At 68.6% G+C, this 18,867-nt stretch carries 17 protein-coding genes; 8 read left to right on the top strand and 9 right to left on the bottom strand.

Annotated features, from left to right (window positions below):
- Positions 1–35: 35 nt before the first annotated feature.
- From ACMA1D_RS05355 to ACMA1D_RS05380, 6 genes are all read right to left on the bottom strand, one after another.
- Positions 36–788, bottom strand: coding sequence for a (Fe-S)-binding protein (locus ACMA1D_RS05355; protein ID WP_414722690.1), 753 nt, complete (start codon positions 786–788; stop codon positions 36–38).
- Positions 789–1,000: 212 nt separating this feature from the next.
- Positions 1,001–2,053: an NAD(P)-binding domain-containing protein gene (locus ACMA1D_RS05360; protein WP_414722691.1), complete on the bottom strand. Its 1,053-nt coding sequence runs from the start codon at positions 2,051–2,053 to the stop codon at positions 1,001–1,003.
- A 416-nt stretch (positions 2,054–2,469) separates the two neighbouring features.
- Positions 2,470–3,672: an LLM class flavin-dependent oxidoreductase gene (locus ACMA1D_RS05365; protein WP_414722692.1), complete on the bottom strand. Its 1,203-nt coding sequence runs from the start codon at positions 3,670–3,672 to the stop codon at positions 2,470–2,472.
- Positions 3,672–4,715 (bottom strand): ABC transporter substrate-binding protein, encoded by a 1,044-nt coding sequence (locus ACMA1D_RS05370; RefSeq protein WP_414722693.1) that lies wholly within the window; start codon positions 4,713–4,715, stop codon positions 3,672–3,674. The genes ACMA1D_RS05365 and ACMA1D_RS05370 overlap by 1 nt, the downstream gene beginning before the upstream one ends.
- 153 nt (positions 4,716–4,868) lie before the next feature.
- Positions 4,869–5,762, bottom strand: coding sequence for an ABC transporter ATP-binding protein (locus tag ACMA1D_RS05375; protein WP_414722694.1), 894 nt, complete (start codon positions 5,760–5,762; stop codon positions 4,869–4,871).
- Positions 5,735–6,544: an ABC transporter permease gene (locus ACMA1D_RS05380; protein ID WP_414722695.1), complete on the bottom strand. Its 810-nt coding sequence runs from the start codon at positions 6,542–6,544 to the stop codon at positions 5,735–5,737. The genes ACMA1D_RS05375 and ACMA1D_RS05380 overlap by 28 nt, the downstream gene beginning before the upstream one ends.
- Before the next feature lie 862 nt (positions 6,545–7,406).
- On the opposite strand from ACMA1D_RS05380, the gene ACMA1D_RS05385 reads away from it, so the two are divergent.
- From ACMA1D_RS05385 to ACMA1D_RS05405, 5 genes are all read left to right on the top strand, one after another.
- Complete coding sequence (locus ACMA1D_RS05385; protein WP_414722696.1) at positions 7,407–7,829, top strand: YjbQ family protein; 423 nt, start codon at positions 7,407–7,409, stop codon at positions 7,827–7,829.
- 303 nt (positions 7,830–8,132) lie between these two features.
- Positions 8,133–8,366, top strand: a complete 234-nt coding sequence (locus ACMA1D_RS05390) for a hypothetical protein (protein ID WP_414722697.1) — start codon at positions 8,133–8,135, stop codon at positions 8,364–8,366.
- 484 nt (positions 8,367–8,850) lie between these two features.
- Positions 8,851–9,924 carry a hypothetical protein gene (locus tag ACMA1D_RS05395; RefSeq protein WP_414722698.1) on the top strand — a complete coding sequence of 358 codons (1,074 nt, stop codon included), beginning with the start codon at positions 8,851–8,853 and terminating at the stop codon, positions 9,922–9,924.
- Between the two features lie 632 nt (positions 9,925–10,556).
- Complete coding sequence (locus tag ACMA1D_RS05400) at positions 10,557–11,624, top strand: hypothetical protein (RefSeq protein ID WP_414722699.1); 1,068 nt, start codon at positions 10,557–10,559, stop codon at positions 11,622–11,624.
- Position 11,625: 1 nt separating this feature from the next.
- Positions 11,626–13,389, top strand: coding sequence for a prolyl oligopeptidase family serine peptidase (locus ACMA1D_RS05405; RefSeq protein ID WP_414722700.1), 1,764 nt, complete (start codon positions 11,626–11,628; stop codon positions 13,387–13,389).
- A 364-nt stretch (positions 13,390–13,753) separates the two neighbouring features.
- Here the strand turns inward: ACMA1D_RS05405 and ACMA1D_RS05410 are convergent, their stop codons facing one another.
- Positions 13,754–14,332, bottom strand: a complete 579-nt coding sequence (locus tag ACMA1D_RS05410; RefSeq protein ID WP_414722701.1) for a CGNR zinc finger domain-containing protein — start codon at positions 14,330–14,332, stop codon at positions 13,754–13,756.
- Between the two features lie 53 nt (positions 14,333–14,385).
- Between ACMA1D_RS05410 and ACMA1D_RS05415 the strand changes: the two genes are divergently transcribed.
- Genes ACMA1D_RS05415 through ACMA1D_RS05425 form a run of 3 tightly spaced genes read left to right on the top strand, consistent with a single transcriptional unit; the run spans position 14,386 to position 16,114 of the window.
- Positions 14,386–15,105: an AzlC family ABC transporter permease gene (locus ACMA1D_RS05415; protein WP_414722702.1), complete on the top strand. Its 720-nt coding sequence runs from the start codon at positions 14,386–14,388 to the stop codon at positions 15,103–15,105.
- Positions 15,102–15,413 carry an AzlD domain-containing protein gene (locus ACMA1D_RS05420; protein ID WP_414722703.1) on the top strand — a complete coding sequence of 104 codons (312 nt, stop codon included), beginning with the start codon at positions 15,102–15,104 and terminating at the stop codon, positions 15,411–15,413. Before ACMA1D_RS05415 ends, ACMA1D_RS05420 begins: the two co-directional genes overlap by 4 nt.
- A 14-nt stretch (positions 15,414–15,427) precedes the next feature.
- Positions 15,428–16,114 carry an RraA family protein gene (locus tag ACMA1D_RS05425; RefSeq protein WP_414722704.1) on the top strand — a complete coding sequence of 229 codons (687 nt, stop codon included), beginning with the start codon at positions 15,428–15,430 and terminating at the stop codon, positions 16,112–16,114.
- Positions 16,115–16,763: 649 nt separating this feature from the next.
- Here ACMA1D_RS05425 and ACMA1D_RS05430 read toward each other — a convergent pair.
- Positions 16,764–16,892, bottom strand: coding sequence for a hypothetical protein (locus ACMA1D_RS05430; protein ID WP_414722705.1), 129 nt, complete (start codon positions 16,890–16,892; stop codon positions 16,764–16,766).
- A 395-nt stretch (positions 16,893–17,287) separates the two neighbouring features.
- Entirely contained in the window at positions 17,288–18,133 is an 846-nt protein-coding gene (locus ACMA1D_RS05435) for a hypothetical protein (protein WP_414722706.1), read from the bottom strand.
- Positions 18,134–18,867: the final 734 nt, after the last annotated feature.

Consider the following 18,867-nt stretch of genomic DNA (forward strand, 5'->3'; position numbering starts at 1 on the left):
CTCGCCGCCGGCGCCCCGCCGGGTGTCTGCCCTGCTCACCACACGTCTCCTTCCGTGCTGGCCAGGATCTCCGCGAGGTGCACGGGCCGCACCGGGGAGCCCTGCCGGGCCAGGGTGCCGCCGATGTGCAACTGGCAGGAGTTGTCGACGGTGCACACCGCTTCGGCCCCGGTCGCCGTGATGGCGCGGGCCTTGTCGGCGCCCATGGCGGCGGATACGGCGGGGTTCTTGACGGCGAAGGTGCCGCCGAACCCGCAACACTCGTCGGCCCCGGCCAACTCCACCAACTCCAACCCGCGCACCTGCCGCAACAGGGCGCGCGGACGCTCACCGAGCCGCAGCATCCGCAGCCCGTGGCAGGTGGGGTGGTAAGTGACGGTGTGCGGGTAGTACGCGCCGACGTCGGTCACCCCGAGCACGTCCACCAGGAACTCCGTCAGTTCGCGCGTCCGCGGCACCACCTCGGCCGCCGCCGCGGCCAACGCGCTGCCTCGCCCGTCCGCCACGGCCCCCGCTCCCAGCCGCGGGTAGTTGTCCCGCACCATGGCGGCGCAGGAACCCGACGGCGTCACGATGTGGTCGTAACCCCGGAAGGCGTCGGCGAAGCGGCGCAGCAGCGGCTCCGTCTCGCGCCGGTACCCGGTGTTGTACTGCGGCTGGCCGCAACAGGTCTGCGCGACGGGGAAGTCGACGGCGACCCCCAGCCGTCTGAGGAGGGTGACGACGGCCCGCCCGGTGCGCGGATAGAGGGTGTCGTTGACACAGGTGACGAAGAGGGCGACACGCACGGTGCTCCTTCCGGCCCGCTCGGTCCCGGCGGGCCCGTGCGGCCCCGGCCTGACGCACCGGCCGGCTGCACCGAGCACCGCCCGCGGTGATCCACCACGCGCCATCCTGCCCCAGCCGCGCGGCCCTGGGAAGGACGACCCGGCCACACGGCACCCGACCCGGCCAGCCGTGTTCCCCCGGTCGGCGGGGCGCCGGGATCGGCCCGGCCGGCTCAGACGCCGGCCGGCGAAGGCTGCCCGAGCAACTGGTGGATCTCCCGGACCGCCGCGCCGCCGGCCCGGTTGGCGCCGATGGTGCTCGCCGACGGGCCGTACCCGACCAGGTGCACCCGTGCGTCGCGGACGGCGCGGGTGCCGTCCAGGGCGATGCCGCCGCCCTCCTCGCGCAGCCGCAGCGGGGCCAGGTGGTCGATGACGGGGCGGAAGCCGGTCGCCCACAGCACCACGTCGGCCCCGACCGTGCGGCCGTCGTCCCAGGCCACCCCGTCGGGGGTGAGGCGGTCGAACATCGGCAGCCGCTCCAGCACGCCCGCCGCGCGGGCCCGCTCCATCGCCTCCGTCATCGGCAGCCCGGTCACCGACACCACGCTGCGCGGCGGCAGCCCCTGCCGCACCCGCTCCTCGACCAGAGCCACCGCGGCCCGCCCCACCTCGGGGCTGAAGGGGCCGGTGCGGAACACCGGCGGGCGCCGGGTGACCCAGGTGGTGGCCGCCGCGACCTCGGCGACCTCCAGCAGGTGCTGCACAGCCGAGGTGCCGCCGCCGACCACGACCACCCGCTGGCCGGTGAACGGCGCGGGCCCCGGGTACTGCGCCGTGTGCAGTTGCCGGCCGGTGAACGTCTGCTGCCCCGGATAGCTGGGCCAGAACGGGCGGTCCCAGGTGCCGGTCGCATTGATCACGGCCCGCGCCGACCAGTCCCCGGCGGACGTCTGCACCAGCAGCCGGTCCCCTTCGCCCGCGCGCACCGCGACCACGTCCACGGGACGGTGCACCGGCAGCGCGAAGGACCGTTCGTAGTCCGCGAAGTACGCCCCGATGACCTCGGACGAGGGTCGCTCCGGGTCCGCCCCGACCAACTCCTTGCCGGGCAGTGCGTGCATGCCGTGCACCTTGCCGTACGTCAGGGTGGGCCAGCGGAACTGCCAGGCGCCGCCCGGCGCGGGGGAGTGGTCGAGCACCACGAACCCGTCCCCGGGCAGATAGCCGCGCCGCCGCAGGTGGTACGCGCTGGAAAGACCGGCCTGACCAGCACCGATGACCACGACGTCGACGGGGCGCGGGCCTGCTTGGCGGCCTGCCGCGGGCCCGGCGGGTGAGCCTGCCGCGGGCTGCGCGGCCGTATCCGCCGGCTGCGCAGCCCTACCCACCGGCTGCCCCGGCCGTATCGTCCGATCCTGCACCGTCGCCGCAATATCGTTCACGTTTCTACTAACCGGTGGCGTGGTGCGATTTCTTCCCGCCCGGTCTCTTCCCGGCCGGTGGTGGGAGCGCGCGGCACCGGGGGCGGGGCCCGGGCGGCCGGGATCAGCCCCCCGTCGGCTGACAGGCTCAGCCGTCAGCCGTCAGCCGTCAGCCGTCAGCCGTCAGCCGTCAGCCGTCAGCCGTCAGCCGTCGGTGTCGGGAGAGCCCGTCCGGCCCCGCTCGCGCGGGCGGGGCCGGACGGGGGCACCGCTGCCCCTCACCGCCCCCCGGCGATCAGCAGCGGTGCGCCGCCCGGCGCGGACGCCGGGCGGCCGTTGGTGGTCGGCGAGGTGTCCGGGCCCGCCACCGGCGCGAGCAACCCGCGCGCCGCGAGTTCGGGGCGCACGCCTTCACCGAACCAGTAGACCTCCTCCAGGTGCGGGTAGCCCGACAGCACGAAGTGGTCGATGCCCAGCGCGTGGTACTCCTCGATCCGGTCGGCGACCTGCGCATGGCTGCCCACCAGGGCGGTACCGGCACCGCCGCGCACCAGGCCGACGCCCGCCCACAGGTTGGGCGCGATCTCCAGCCCGTCCCGTGAACCGCCGTGCAGCGCGAGCATCCGCTGCTGGCCCACCGACTCGCTGCGCCCGAGCGCCTGCTGCGCTGCGGCCACCGTGTCCGCGTCCAGGTCGTCGAGCAGCCGCTCGGCGGTGGCCCACGCCTCCTTGGCCGAGTCCCGCGAGATGGTGTGCAGCCGGATGCCGAACCGCACCGTACGTCCCTCCGCGGCAGCCAACCCCCTGATCCACTCGACCTTCTCGCGCACCTGCGCGGGCGGCTCGCCCCAGGTCAGATAGACGTCCGCGTGCCGGGCCGCCACCGGCCCGGCAGCCGCCGACGAACCACCGAAGAAGACCTGCGGCAGCGGGTCGGGCGGCAGCGCGGTCAACCCACCCTCGATGCGGAAGTGCTCACCGGCGAAGTCGTACGGCTGCCCACCCCAGACGCCGCGGACCACCGAAAGGAACTCGGCCGTCCGCGCGTACCGCTGGTCGTGGTCCAGGTGGTCGCCGAACCTGCGCTGCTCCACCCCGTCCCCGCCGGTCACCACGTTCAGCAGCAGCCGACCGCGGGTGATCCGCTGGTAGGTGGCCGCCATCTGCGCGGCCAGCACCGGCGAGATCACCCCGGGCCGGAAGGCCACCAGGAACTTCAGCCGCTCGGTGTGCTGGGCCAGGGCGACCGTCGTCAGCCAGGCGTCCTCGCACCAGGTGCCGGTGGGCGTCAACACGGCCTCGAAGCCGAGCAGTTCGGCGGCCTTGGCAATCTGCGCCAGATAGTCGACATCGGGTGCGCGCACCCCGCTGACCGGCGCGATGCGCGAGCGCCGCACGCCGCCGTCGGTGTAGGCGTGCCGGTCCACCAGGGTACGGCCGTCGCCGCCGGTGGGCAGGAACCAGTGCAGGTGGACGGACATCAACGGCCCTTTCGGTAGGAACGCGGTGCGGTGCTTGAGGGCGGCAGGTCGCCGTTGAACCGGGTGTCCACCAGGTCCGCGAAGGAGAACCTGCGCGGGGTCAGCCCCAGGTCGGCGAAGGTGTCGGCGATCTGCTGCTCGGAGGCGACCGCCTGGTCGTCCACGGCCACCGCCACCCGGGTGCCGTGCGAGCGCCGCACCGAGTCGAGCGCCGTCTCGTACGGCAGCCCGGTCTCCTTCGACCACACCTTCGCCCACTCCTCGGGGTGCTTGAAGACCCAGTCCTGGGCCCGCCGCAACCGCCGCAGGTAGTCCCCGATCACCTTGGACTTGGCGTCGTCCGCGAGCGCGGCCGGCGCCGCGACCTGGAAGCCGAGCCCGTTGACCACTCCCTGCCCGGTGGTCAGCACCCGGGCGTCCGCCTGCCGCAGCGCCTGCGAGGTGTACGGGTCCCAGATCGCCCAGGCGTCCACCTTGCCCCGGGTGAAGGCGGCCAGCGCGTCGGCCGGCTGGAGCAGCGAGACCCGCACGTCGTTGATGGACAGGCCGGCCTTGGCCAACGACGAGGCCAACTGGTAGTGCGCCGAACTGCCCTGGGCCACCGCGACCGACTTGCCCTTCAGATCGCTGACGGTCCGCAGGTCGGAGCCCTTCTTGACCACGATGGCCTCGCCGTACGAGGTGCCGTGCGTCGCCGCCACGATCTTGATCTTGGATTTCGCGGCGCCGGCGAACACCGGCGGGGTGTTGCCCACCGCCCCGATGTCGATCGCCTTGGCGTTCACGGCCTCAAGGAGGGGCGGCCCTGAGGTGAAGGTGGACCACCGGATCTTGTACGGCAGGTCGTCCAACTCCCCGGCGGCCCGCAACACCGCCTCCGAACCCCCCTTCTGGTCACCGACGTTCAGCGTCACCGAACCCTTTCCGTCGGTGTTGCCCCCGCCTCCCGAACTGTTGGCGGACGAGGTCCCCGAGCAGCCGGCCGCCAACAGGGCCAGCGGAAGCAGCAGGGCCGAGAGGGCCGTGGTCGTGCGCGCTCTCATCGCAGCGAGTCCCCTTCTGGGAGGTGGGTGACGGTGGGTCGCGGACGGGTGGGTGGTGCGGAGCGGGTGTGCCCTGCGGTGTTCGGTGTGTTCGGTGCGTTCCGCGGGCACGACGGGTGCGGAGTGTGCGAGGTGGGTGACGGTTCCACGGGCTCAACCGTCCTTCTGGGTTACGGGGCCGGAGGCCGGGGTGGCGACCCCGAGCCGGTCGAGCAGTTCGGTGCGGAGCGCGGCGAACGCCGGGTCACCTATGTCACGCGGCCGGTCGAGCGCCACCTGCGTCTCGTACGCGATCACGCCACCGTCCATCACCAGCACCCGATCGGCCAGCAACAGTGCCTCGTCCACGTCGTGCGTCACCAGCAGCACCGCGCAGCCGCGCCGCTGCCAGACGTCGGCCACCAGCCGCTGGGCCGTGATCCGGGTCAGCGCGTCCAGCGCGCCGAACGGTTCGTCGAGCAGCAACAGGTCCGGATGGCGCACCAACGCTCTTGCCAGCGAGGCGCGTTGAGCCTCGCCGCCGGAGAGTGTCTTGGGCCAGGCGCCGGCCCGCTCGGCGAGCCCCACCTCGGCCAGCGCCCGTTCCGCGGTGGCCCGGTCAGGCCGCCCCGGCAGGCCGAGCAGCACATTGCGCCACACCCGCTTCCAGGGCATCAGCCGCGGCGCCTGGAAGGCGACGGCCCGCTGCTTCGGGACCCACACCTGGCCCTCGATCTCCCGGTCGAGCCCGGCGAGCACCCGTAGCAACGTCGACTTCCCGCAGCCGCTGCGCCCGAGCAGGGCGACGAACTCGCCGGCGCGTACGGTGAGTTGGAGGTCGTTGATCACCCGGCGCCCGTCGAAGGACCGGCTGAGCCCGACGACCCGGACGGCCGCGCCGTCTCGTGCGTCGGCCCGTGCGTCGGCCCGTGTGCTGGCCCGGGTGTCGGCCGGGGCTGCGGCACCGGTGCCGGCTGGGGCGGTGGCCGGTGATGCGGCAGTGGCCGCAGGTCCGCCCTCGGTCGCCTTCTCCAACGGACCTATGCGCCCGTGAACGTCGGTCGCCATTGCAGCAACAGCCTTTCGAGAGTGCGGACGATGAAGTCGGCGAGCAACCCGAGGACCGCGTAGACGAGCAGGCAGACCACGATCACATCGGTCTGGAAGAACTCGCGGGCCCGGTTGAGCAGGAAGCCGATCCCTTCGTCGGCGTTGATCGTCTCGCCGAAGACCAGCGCCAACCAGGCGGTGGCCAGCGAGTACCGCAACCCGGTCATCGCCCCGGGCAGCGCGCCCGGCAACACCACGTGCCGCACCAGCCCCCACCGACCGAGCCCGAGCGCGGTGCCGGCCTCGATGAGCTGGGCGTCCACACCGCGGATGCCCGCGTAGACGTTGAGGTAGAGGTGGAAGGCGACGCCGAGGGCGATCAGCGCGATCTTCGGGGCCTCGCCGATGCCCAGCCAGATGATGAAGAGCGGAATCATCCCGACCCAGGGGATGCTGCGCAACATCTGCACGGTGGCGTCGATCAGGTCCTCACCCAGTCGCGACAACCCGGACAACAACGCGAGCGCAACCCCGACCACCCCACCGAACAACAACCCGACGAGCACCCGCTGTACGGACACCGCCATGGCGTCGGGCAGGGTGCCGTCCCCGATCATGTCGGCGGCGGTACGGGCGATGGTGCCGGGCGAGGCCAGGGTGTCGGGACTGAGCGTTCCGGTGGCACTGGAGACCTGCCACAGGACGAGGAGGGCGAGCGGACCAGTAGTACGACGCAACCAGCGCGGCACGGACCGCCGACGAGCGGACAACGGAACAACCGGTTCCAGGACCGGAGACATGGGGGCTCCACGGAAGTGGGTGGGCCCGGCCGACCCCCGTACGCACGACACGACATGCGCACGGAAGGACCGGGCGAGCGGGGGCGGGGAAGCGGTGAGGCGAAGAGGTGGGGAGCGGCGAGCGGGTTGGTGACCGTGCCACCACGGGTGCTGGTGCGGCTGGCGCCGCGGCATGGCGAGGCGGAGGGGCAGGTACGACGTCGGAGCGGCCGAGGGGGAGACCACCCCGACCACCGAACGGCGAACGAGCCCGAACGGGCCGAAGAAGTCAACGGGGTGAGCTGGACCGACTGGGCTGATCAGACTGAATCGGACCCAACCCAACCCGACCCGCCCCAACCCAGCCGGTCCTAGCAGGAGCGGGAGCGAAGGTCAGCGCGAGGGGACGTACGAGCGCGAGCGCGCGAGGCGACGAACCGTCAGCAGCCGCGACAACAGGCGGCGGAGACCACCCGCAGCAGGTCGATGTGACCGCGCGTGGTGAGCAAGGCTGACGTAGACATGCGCTCGAACGTAGCGACGCATTCCACAACGGTCAACGCCCCGTCTCGCCCACCGGACCTTTGTTGCGGGGGCTTTGCGCCGACGCGTCGTGTACCGGTACGTCTGTGTGCCTGCGTGCCCGTACGCTCGTGTGTCTCCGTGCGCACGGAGGATACGGAGGGCACGGACGATGCGCGCACGGGACCGGTGACGGCACCCACGGACGCGACTCGTACGCGGAGGGGCCGTGCACCGTGCCACCGCCTCCCGGGCCCCGGGCGGCGACCCGCGTCCGACGGAGGGAACCGGCCCCACCCGGGGGACCGCTCCCCGGAGGTCGACGCGCGACAAGCCGCCGCGACCCGTCAGGATGGACCCCATGACCCCCGCCTTCGCCACCCACGTACTCGACCTGACGACCGGCTCCCGAGAGACGGTGACCGACCTGACCTCGGCCTGCGCCGACTTCCTGCGCCGGGAGACCGCCGGGCGCGACGGCCTGCTGAACGTCTTCGTCCCCCATGCGACAGCAGGCGTAGCCATCCTGGAAACCGGCGCCGGCAGCGACGACGACCTCCTAGCCACCCTCCGCGACCTCCTCCCCCCAGACAACCGCTGGCACCACCGCCACGGCACCCCCGGCCACGGCCGAGACCACGTCCTCCCCGCTCTCATCGCCCCTCACGCGACGCTGCCGGTGATCGGTGGGGAACTGGCCCTGGGGACTTGGCAGTCGGTGTGTTTGGTGGACACGAATGTCGACAACCCCAACCGTCAGGTTCGACTGAGCTTCCTGGGTTGATCAGGATCACCTTGGGCGTGGCCGTCCGATCTCCGTACTCTGCGTCTTTGACCACGCAGGTCGCGGTGGCCATGGCGAGGAGCATGGGCAGGCCCCGGTCGAGCAACCCCGTGCGTCCGGCTTTGCGGGCGGTGGCCCGCTTGGCGTGGCCGGCGAGCAGCGAACGACGCGCAGGCGCGGTTCGCGGCGGCGCTGGGAACGAACGACGCCGCGCCGCGCGGCACGGGCCGGATCGAAGTCGACTCCCACAAGTCCCTGCCGGTCTTCGTCGGCATCGAGCGCGCCAGCCGGCTCCGCGCACACATGACTCCGAGCGCGGACGACCAGTGGCTGGAGTCCTGCTCCGCCTGCAACGCCCGCTGCGACTGGCTTCTGATCAACCACCGCCGCAACAACCAGTGGCTCGAACCGGAGACCACCCGCGCCGACTTCGACGCCCTGATCGCCGTACCCGATAGCACCGTTTACCCCAGTGTCGAGCAGGACCTCGTTGCGCTCGGCTTTGAGGGGGTCTTGGCGGGCGCCTACCTGGGCTGATCGGCGCTGAGGGCGCAAGACGAAGGGGGGCGGAGGGACTGGTCGAAACACGATCGGTTTTCCTCTGCCCTCGATCGCGCTCCATGAGGGCGAGTGGCCCTGGGTTCTGCCTGTGATGGGGCACGCGATGCGTACCCGCGTTCTCACTGGGCGCCCCCGATGCGCGTCGCCCGACCGCTGGGCAGGCGTAACGGGCTGGAGTGTGGCTCGGGCATGCTTCCGGTTCGTTCGGCAGATCATGGCGGAACTTCGCCCTCCCATATCCCTGGGGCATACGCGCTTGAAAACTTCCCGTCAGACAAATAAGTGGAGATAGCCGCAGTGTGGACCTCCGGATTCAACTGGTCCGCTTTGCTGGCTTGGCATGACATCTCTTCACATTCAGGCCGTAGTCGGATGATGGTGTTGCGCGCCCGTTCGGGCCGTTGTTGTATATGGCGCAGATCGAACGACCAAAGACCCTTGAAGGGAGAGGATGCTGCTTATGGCGACGATCAAGATAAATCCCGCTCGATACAGCCAGTTCGGTTCGGCGGAAGGTAGTGTATTCTGCTTGATCACGAACCAGGAGATCGTAGGCGAACTGGAGATCGTCAAGGAGGCTCCGTACGTCGAGTACCGGACCATCCTCATCGGGCAGGGTGACGACTTCGAGGCTATGCTCGCCGCCGGAACCATCCCTCAACAGTCACATTCCTTGGTCATCTCGCCTTACAGGTTCTTTGAGTCGCCTTCGGAAGAGGCTCTCGGCCCGAATCGCAAGCTGATGGGAATGGCCTGTAATTCCACCCCTGCCGATCTCGATATCATCCGCCACTTCATCGGCGTGATCGAGAAGACCTCGGCCAAGGAGCAGGGGGAGTTCAGTGACCGCTTCTTCGAGCTCGCCGAGTCCACCGAGCATCTGATCTACGTCGACGAGCGGCACGGCACGCGCGCCACCCTCGACCACCTCGCCGACGGCTTGATCTGGAACCAGCAGGCCGGCCCCCTTGAGTGGGGTGAGCAGCAGATTGTTCCCTCCGGCGAGATCAGTGTGCTACCGATGCAGATCGTCGAGTTCGACGAGAAGCTGCATCTTCCACTGGAAGGCAGCATCGCGTTCCGTGGGTACCCCATCCTGCATAGTGGTACACCGTCGTTCATCCGCAAGGACCAGGCCCGCCTTTCCGGGAAACTTGCCGGACTGGAACACGAAGCGGTTGTCTGCGATGTCAGTAAGGGGACGATCACCTCGCTGCGTCCTTTCCGCAAGGAAGGCGCGGAGGTCGCCAAAGTCTTCGAGGCCATGTTCGAGATCGACTCGCGGTACACGCTGGTCTGGGAGATCGGACACGCCCTCAATACCAGCCTGGACATTCTTCCGGGCAACCATGCCATGAACGAGGTGTACGGAGGCGAACGCGGCTGCCTGCATTGGGGGTTGGGCCTCACTCCCTTCACCCAGTATCACCTCGACATTATCTCGCCCGACACCACCGTTCACACCGAGAGCGGCGAAGTCGTCTTGGGCGACAAAGGCGGCGCTTCCAGCGTTCGCATGGCTGCCAGTAGCTGACCGGCCAATAGCGAATGGGGCGAGCGCAGAATCCAAAAAGAAGGGAGGTGACGGCCGTGAAGAAGACCATCAAGGTTCGCAAGAACAGCAACTACCTCGGCACCCTGCTGGGCTGAGTGGGGTAGCAGGGCCGCGATGTGAGTCCTGTTGTTTGTCGGATCGAGTCTCAGCGAGGAGGTGACAGTCGTGAAGAAGACCATCAAGGTTCGCAAGAACAGCAACTACCTCGGCACCCTGCTGGGCTGAGTGGGGTAGCAGGGCCGCGATGTGAGTCCTGTTGTTTGTCGGATCGAGTCTCAGCGAGGAGGTGACGGCCGTGAAGAAGACCATCAAGGTTCGCAAGAACAGCAACTACCTCGGCACCCTGCTGGGCTGAGTGGGGTAGCAGGGCCGCGATGTGAGTCCTGTTGTTTGTCGGATCGAGTCTCAGCGAGGAGGTGACGGCCGTGAAGAAGACCATCAAGGTTCGCAAGAACAGCAACTACCTCGGCACCCTGCTGGGCTGAGCCGTATAACAGGCCCGCTTCGCGCGACAGGCTTGAGACACATCGCGCCAGGTGAGCTGGCAAGTGAGGCGGGCCGAGGTGATAGCTCGGCCCGCCTTGCTGACACAACGATCTGGGAGTGTCACCGTGATTGTCGTCCATCCCGAGGTCTATCGCCAGTACGCGGCAGGCCGGAACCGATTCACACTCGTCCTGGAGCGGCGGTTCTCCGACTCCTTTCAGATCGAGCCCCCAAGCCGCTACGAAGCGTGGGACACGGTCACGGCCGAGCCGGGTCAGTCTCTGACGGACGTACTGCGCGTCAGCGTTCCGCAGGAGAGTGACGTTCTCGTCGTGGCGCACGATGATCGGCTGTTGACAGCGCCCGCCATAGAGGTGGGACCGCACCGCACCGTCGCCACCCTCCGCGCGGGTACCGGCCCTCTTGCCCTCGATCAACTGCGCGGCCTTGTCGGTACCCTGGAAAAGACCAACCCGCACGCCCTTGGACTGACCAGCACCGTACTCAGCGAGGCTTGTGCGGAAGCCGGTGGTCTGACCATCGAAGAGACCCTGACCGGGGCCGTGGCCAAGGTGACCTTCGCCGAGCCGACCTGGTCCCGCACGGACACCGGCGCCTTCACACCCGGCGCGGTGCAGTGCGCGCTCGCCGGCTCGCAGAGGCTGGATCTGGAGAGCGCCAGCACCAGCGTCGTCGGTCAAATCGCCGTGAAGGGCTGGTGCGTCGTACGTACCCGCGTCCCCGATACGGCGCGCTGCTCGGAGATCTTCGACAAACTCTCCGGGCTCTCCCACTACCCGCTCGTCCTGACGGTGGAGAACGGGATGGTGGCCGACATCAAGGCGACCGAGTCGGGCTCGGCGACCGCCGCCACGGCTCTGGCAGACCTCCTGTCCGAGGATCCGGGCCACGCCGTGGTCACCGGACTTGAGTTCGGCCTCAACCCGGACGCCCCGCGGATGCCCTTCAACTGTGAGGCCAACGCGGTGTCGACGGGCAGGGCTGTGGCCTCCGCGCACGTGCTGCTGGGTTCGCTGCCACGAACCGAGTTCCAACTCGTCCTCGACTGCTCCACCAGCTCCGTCATGGCCCTCGGCGGCACCACGCCCATAGCGGGGGTGGGCACCGCCACGGCCCCGGCTCCCCGCCGCCGGATGAACCGTGTCATCGCGGCCAACTGTGGCTGCCACTGACATGGCCACCCAGAGCACACCACTTTGGGAACTGCGCTTCCGCACCCCGCGCTACACCCTCCCCGCCTGGGCCAAGAGTTCGCCGGAGCGCTGTGTGCTCGTCAGCGACCGTACCGGCGAAGCCCAGGTCTACTGCTGGGACCGTTCGGTCGGCACGTTGCGGCAGGTCACCGATCGTCCCGCTGGCGTCCAGCACTGCGCCATCGAGGCGTCTGGCGAGGCCGTGTGGTGGTTCGCCGACACCGGTGGAGACGAACGAGGCCAGTGGATGCGGCAGCCGTTCGATGGAGGTCTCGACGAGCCCGCCGTACGTGGTCTGGGCGCGTACTGGAACGCGGGACTCGCCGTTGGTGTGCGCGGGCACATGCTGCTCGGTCACAGCACGGAGGACGGCACCGAAGTCTCCCTCGTTCTGCCTGGTGGTGAACCGCGCCGCCTCTACCGACACAGTGAACCCGCCCTCGCCGTCGACCTGTCCCGTGACCTCACTCTCGCCGTGATCGCGCACAGCGAGCGTGGTGATCTGTGGGAGCCGGGCGTGCGCGTCCTGACGGCGGATGGCCTTGCCGTAGCGGACCTCGATGGCGAGGCCGTCGGCTTCTCCCCGGTCCCCGGCGACAACCGGTTGCTCCTCCTGGCGCCGCGCGCGGACCGCTGGGAGCCTGTCATCCATGACCCAGGCTCGGGTGAGAGCGTCGACCTCAAGCTCGACCTGCCCGGTGACATCTCCGTCGAGTGGTTCCAGGACGCCACCTCGCTCCTCGTCGTCCACGACCACCAGGCCCACTCGCAGGCATTCCGGTACGACCTGTCCACCCGCGAACGGAATCCGCTGCACATCACCGGGGGCACCATCGAGCACGCTCGCACTCGGCCTGGCGGAGACGTGTGGTTCCAGTGGTCCGACTCGGCGCACCCGCCTCTCATCCGGGCGCTCAAGAGCGACCCGAAGTTTCCGGCCGCCAGCGGGCCACCAGCGAGTGCGCTCGTCCGCGACGTGTGGGTCGACGGCCCCGGCGGTCGCGTCCACGCCCTGTTGAGCGTGCCTCGGGCCGTTGCCGAGCCGCATCCGGCGGTGTTCCTGTTGCACGGCGGACCCGACGAGCACGACAGAGACGCCTTCGATCCCGAAGTCGCGGCCTGGGTGGACGAGGGGTTCGCCGTCGTACGCGTCAACTATCGCGGTTCGACAGGTTACGGGAGGGCATGGACCGACGCTTTGCGACGTCGGGTAGGCCACACCGAACTCGCGGACGTGAACGCGGTACGCCAATGGGCCATCGACCACGGGATCGTCGATCCCGACCGGCTCGTCCTGTCCGGCTGGTCCTGGGGCGGCTACCTGACCCTGTTGGCCCTCGGTGTCGGGCCGGACGACTGGACAGTCGGCCTAGCCGGCGCCCCGGTCGCCGACTGCGTCGCCGCCCACCACCAGGCCAAGGACGACATCAAGGCGCTCGACCGCAGCCTCTTCGGCGGTACACCAGAGGAAGTTCCCGAGCGCTACCGCGATTCCTCGCCCACCACGTATGCCGACGCCGTCCGCGCTCCGGTCTTCGTCTGCGTCGGCGTCAACGACGCGCGCTGCCCCGTCGACCAGGCCCGTGCCTACGCCGACCGTCTCGGAGCCCGCGGCCTGCCGGTCGAGTTCCACACCACGGACGAGGGCCATAGTCGGACGTCCGTGCGAGAACGGGTCGCGATCTTCAGTCGGCAGATCGAGTTCACTCGCACGCACATCCACGCCGCAAGGAGACGCCCATGACCGGCCTGTGCGCCCCCGGGGAAACACGTCGCCAGGAGATCGTCGTCCATCGCCCGCCACGGCGCCGCGACCTCCTACTGCGCTGGTAAGCACTCGCCTGGTACGCCGGTGGGGCATCGTCGTAGCGGAAGACTCCGTCCACCGCCCGACACGAGCCGGCACGATGGGCCGTGCCAGCGACGCCGGTGTCAACCGGCGCGCGGGCGAGGCGCCTGTCACCATCAAGGAATCCGGAGCCGTTTCCGGCGTCGTGCGGTGCGCGGAGATCGGTTGGCCGCCTGCCCGGCCGGTGACCTGTGCGGGACGAGTGCGCCGTGGGGCGCGCCCACAGGCCGGTCGGGCCGCGGGGAGGGAAACGCGGTGGCTACGAGCCTGAATCGTGGTGGTCCACGGAGGCGGCTCGGTGGCGGGCGCGGTGAGCTGCGGCACTCGCACGGTTTCCACATATTTGCGGGCTGCAGTAGCGGCGGGACTGGTTGCGGGAGACGTCCACGAACACCTCTTCGCAGCGGTTGCCGTCACAAACGTGCAGGCGGCTCATGCCGGTGGTGGTGATGACGCCGAGGAGGCCCATGGCGGCGTTCACGGCGTACTGATCGACAGGCGGGGCCTGGGGGGTGGCGACGTGCAGATGCCAGGGTTGACCGTCGTGGTTGGTGTAGTGCGGCACCGCGTGGTGATCGGCGAGGACCCGGTTGAGTAGGGCGACAGCGGCCTCCTCGGCAGGGGCGCAGAAGACCTCCCGTAGGGCCGTTCGCAGGGCGCGAGCCGTGTCGAGCTCCTTGCTGGTGAGCGCGTCCTTGAGGCGTATTCCGTGGGCGGTGAGCAGGTCCGCCAAGGCCGTGGTGTCGGGCATCTTCTCCACGGCGCGGACCACGTTATAGGTGTTCACCAAGTCCTCAGCCCAGGTCGCCGTATCCTCGGAGTAACTAGTAAACTTCATTATGGCTCCGTACTATCTGCTGCGTCGGTTCGTCTCGTCGAGATGGAGGGTCGATGGACTCCCAAGAGGCTTTACCTCCGCCCGCCGCCGCATCTGAAGGGTATTCTTCCCCGGAGGACTTCCAGGAAGAGTGGTTACGCGGACTGCGTATGGCCATCCCGCTGGCAATCGCAGTCTTCGGCTTCGCCGTCTCCTTCGGCGTCGTGGCCCGGTCCGTCGACATGGGGATCATGGCGCCCATAGCCATGTCCCTGACGACCTTTGCTGGTTCGGCCCAGTTCGCGGCAGCGTCCGTACTGGGCACGGGAGGGGGCATCGCCGCAGCGATCGTGGCCGCGGTCCTGCTCAACTCCCGCTACCTGCCGATCGGGATCAGTGTGGCGCCAGCCATGACGGGCAATGGAGTCAAGCGGTTCCTCTCCGCGCAACTGGTGGTGGACGAATCTTGGGCCGTAGGGCATCTAGGCGAGGGCCGCTACTCGCGCGGCCGGCTGCTGGGTGCAGGCGTCGTCGTCTACTGCGCCTGGGTGGGGGGTACGACGGTCGGTGTGCTGGGGGCGGAGTACGTCGGAGACCCGCTGCGTTTCGGATTGGACGTGGTGTCGCCCGTCCTCTTCCTTGCCCTGCTCAAGGGGCAGATCGCTGACCGACGCGCGCTTGTGTGCGCGATTCTCGGCGTCACCATCGCGCTGACACTCACACCATTCGCATCACCGGGCGTGCCGTTGATCGCGTCCACGGTTGCCTGCCTCCTGGGACTGAGGAAGTCATGAGCGGAGTATGGCTGGCGGTGCTCCTCGTGGGCGCCGTGTCGATCGCGCTCAAGGCCGTCGGGCCGGTGTTGTTGGGTGGGCAGGAGCTGCCGGCCAGCATGCAGCGCGTGGTGGCCCTCATGGCACCGACACTGCTGGCAGCGCTGATCTCGACACAGATCTTCGCCGATGACCAGGCACTAACGGTCGACGCCCGGGTGGTAGGCCTGGCCGTGGGAGCGTTCGGGGTCTGGCGGAACTGGCCCACGTTGCTTGTGGTGTTCCTGGGAGCTGCTGCGGCGGCTGTGACCCGGCTGATCGTGGGATGAGAGGAGCTGTGGTCATGAGTGGAGAATCGACCGAAGAGTACGACGTATGGCCCACGGCGGCGCTGTGGGACGCGGGAATCCGGTTGGGGCGTCGGCTCAGACTCCCCCCGTTGCCCCTGCGGCCCGTGTCGCTGGGGATGAGGCTTGCTGGCCCCCTCTTTCGGGTCCGGCATACCGAAGGTGTCGTCTCGATCTTCGAGGGCTTGGACGCGGCGCGCGAGGGCGACGTGCTTTTCATCGACAACGAGGCCCGTGTGGACGAGGCGTGCGTGGGCGACCTAGTCGCCATCGAAGCGAGGTTGGCGGGAATGGCAGGCCTGGTGGTGTGGGGGTGCCATCGGGACACCGACGAACTGGCTGCCATCGGGCTGCCGGTGTTCAGCCTGGGGCCGTGCCCGTCCTCACCCACCCAGCACCCAGCCGTCGAGGACGCCGCGGAACAGCTCTTCCCGTTCGAGGCGGGTGACATCGCGGTGGGGGACTCCGACGGCCTTGTCGTCGTGCCTGCCAAGGCGTACTCGGAAGTGGTGGATGTCGCCCGGGTGATCGCGGAAGCCGAGCAGCGGCAAGCTGACGAGGCGCGTCGCGGGTTGAGCCTGCGCGAGCAGTTGGGCTGGGCGGAGTTCAAGAAGCGACGACAGGCTGACTCGTCGTACACCTTCCGCGCGCATCTGGCCCGAGAGGGCGGGGCCCTGGAGTAGGGGGTCGACGTCGTGTCAGGCGACGCCGGCCCACCAGTCGGGTCCGCGCTGGTGGTCCCCGGCGCGGGCCGGTCCGTACTGGCGGCAGGCCCGCCAGCGTCGTCAAAATAGACAGCTCAGGGTAAAATATTAGGTTTTGCTCATTCGTCAGGTAGGGCGCGTGTACTGCCCAACGGAGTGGCCCGGAGGCCGCCCCACCTGGTTGAGGCGAGACCACCAAGGTGCTCGTCAGGCTTCGGTAAGGCGATTCGAAAGGCTGAGGGCGGCTGTGGCGACCGCCAGGGCGGCGCACAGGCCGCGCACTTCGTAGAGCGTTGGGCGGATCGGGCTGGGCCGGTTGTCGGGTGCGCCGGGCCAGGAGGCGAGGTGGACTTCGGTGGTGGGCGGGCGCCGCAGGCGCGTAGGCCGAGATGGGCGGTGACGTCCCAACCTGTGGTGGAGCCTGGTTCCCAGCCGAGGCGGATGCGGCCACGGGGGAGCCTCGGGGTTTCGGCGGGTAGCCAGGTGACGTCGAGTGGCCCGTCGGGTTGGGCGGAGAGGCGCTGGGCCAGCGCGCCCTGTACGCCGTTCAGCATGGGCCGTATGGCGAGGGTGTGCAGCGGAAGGGGCCGCGGCGGGATGGGAGTTCCTCCGATGTCGTCAGGGTGGCTCAGTGCCAGCCGAGGGCGTTGCGGGGGAGCGGTTCGGTAGTGGGGTTGACCGGGGTGAGGGTGACCAGGTGCTGCATCGTGCGGTGGAGCTGGTGGCGCTCTCGTACGACCGGGGTGGGGTCGACCATGGCGGCGGCGGTCGTGGCGATCAGGTGGTCGGGTGTACGGGCGGAGAAGAGGACCTCCGCGCGGGTGCCCCAGCCGGGTGGCCCAGCCCAAAGCTCTACGGCCGCAGCGTCCGAGCGGGAGCGGTGGTTGTCGACGAGGATGCCCCGCGTCTGATGCGTCGTGGTGTGCTTAGGGGTTCATCTGACGGTGACGGGCCAGGTGTCTGGCTGGGTGATTGGTGATGGTGGCTTCCGCTCCTCAGGCGCGGAGTGCGGGCAGGCGTACTGCCAGTCCGAAGTTGGGTCAGGCGGGGTTGGTTCAGAGGCAAGGCGTTGTGCGCCGCCCGTGCTTCGATGGGGTCGACTGCTCGATCAGGTAGTGGATCACGGCTTTGACCCGATTAACTGACTGACAATCAGCCCTCTGGAGGCGGTGTCACTTGTGTGGATGCTCGACTGCGTCGTGGCGCGGCAGTGGGGTTCGGAGGCTGTGTGGGTGTGGGGGCGGGGGTGGCACGGCCGGGATCAGTATCGGGTCTTTCTTCTTCATTCGACCGCCTCCGCACTTGCTCCTGCCATTGCTTTTCCAAATCGAAAACTTCATCAGTGTCCGGAACTCCGAAACGTTCGGCCAGCACTCGACGTCGCTTCCATCTTGAGATGTGCTTGTCGAGGCTTACGCGCATTAAGGCTGCAGCTACGAAGTAGATGATCGACAGAACGTAAATGGCCTTGATGATGCCAGGAAACATTTCATTCCAGAAGATGCCACCCCGATCTCGCTCTTTGAGTGATGACCAATGAAGCAGTAGGCCGATCGACACGGCCAGCATTGTAGAGAGTGCAACCCACCACACAATGTGTCTTCTGTGGCGGGACTTCAGGAATTCGATTCGGTCTGCGTAATCCTGGATGCTGGATGCGTCACCCGAGTCCACTGTTCGACCGGCAGCGGATGCAGCGATGCTCCTCGCTATGTCCGCATGATGTAGCTCTTCGACATGGGCTTTGTCTTCGGTGTCCTTGCGTAGCGATGTGAAGAGTTCCACGAAGGATGCCAGTAAAAGAGTGGAGAACACTCCTAGAGTCGCAGCGGCGAATTCCTGCGACATTTCTGTCATCCATTGCTTAAAGGACCATGCGATCCCAGTCACCGCAGTCGCCGTCGTCAGGATTGCCCCGATGACGTCGGGTAGGATTCGGGCAATGTCGTCAAATTCCCCGATCGTGCTGGCCAGATTCATGTGCGAGATTTCATTCATCTGTTGCATTTCGGGTGTCATCCAAGTTTCCAACTCCCTTTTTAATCAGGATGGTTGGGGTGGTCAGACGAGTCTAGACTTGGTGCCGCTGTGAGCGCTGGCTAAAGGGAGAATCCAGGCTTCCCGCTCGGCGAGCGAGTGAAGGCGCGCGAAGTGGTCCTGTGCCTCCGGTTCGGAGCTGTACCGGCGCCTCGCTCGGCAGCGAGTTCGCGGCTGATCGTGATGGGCGACGGCGCCGACTGACTGCCAGGGCGGCGGTGCTCGCCTGCCCGGGGGGCGGCGGACGGCGGCGCCGGGGTGCCGCACCAACTACTACTGACCGCCGTGTGCGGCGGACCCGACCGGCGAGCCGGCCGACTGAGCCATCGGCCCCTCCCACGGCGGACTGACCACAAGAATCCATCTCATCTGCATCCGACGGTCGTTGCCGGCCTGCGCAGACGCGGCATCCAGAGGTGATGGGGACTCCGGCGGACCAGCTTCGCCCTCGTACGCTTTCGAGGCGGCACCGGCGGCAGGTCGCCCTGCCTCGACCCCGAAGCGTATAAGCAGGCGTAACACTGTCGAAGAGTGCATCAACTGCCACAAGTAGCAACGCCATCTTCCATGCCGTCACCGTACGGGTACGCACGGAGCCCCATCGGACGAGGAGTCGGTGAACGGCGGTCACCAGACAGACGACGTCGACCCGCCGATGCCGTAGAGATCCAAGACTGTGTGTCCCGTCGTGATCG

The organism is Streptomyces sp. 796.1 (assembly GCF_047525675.1).
Lineage (GTDB): Bacteria > Actinomycetota > Actinomycetes > Streptomycetales > Streptomycetaceae > Streptomyces.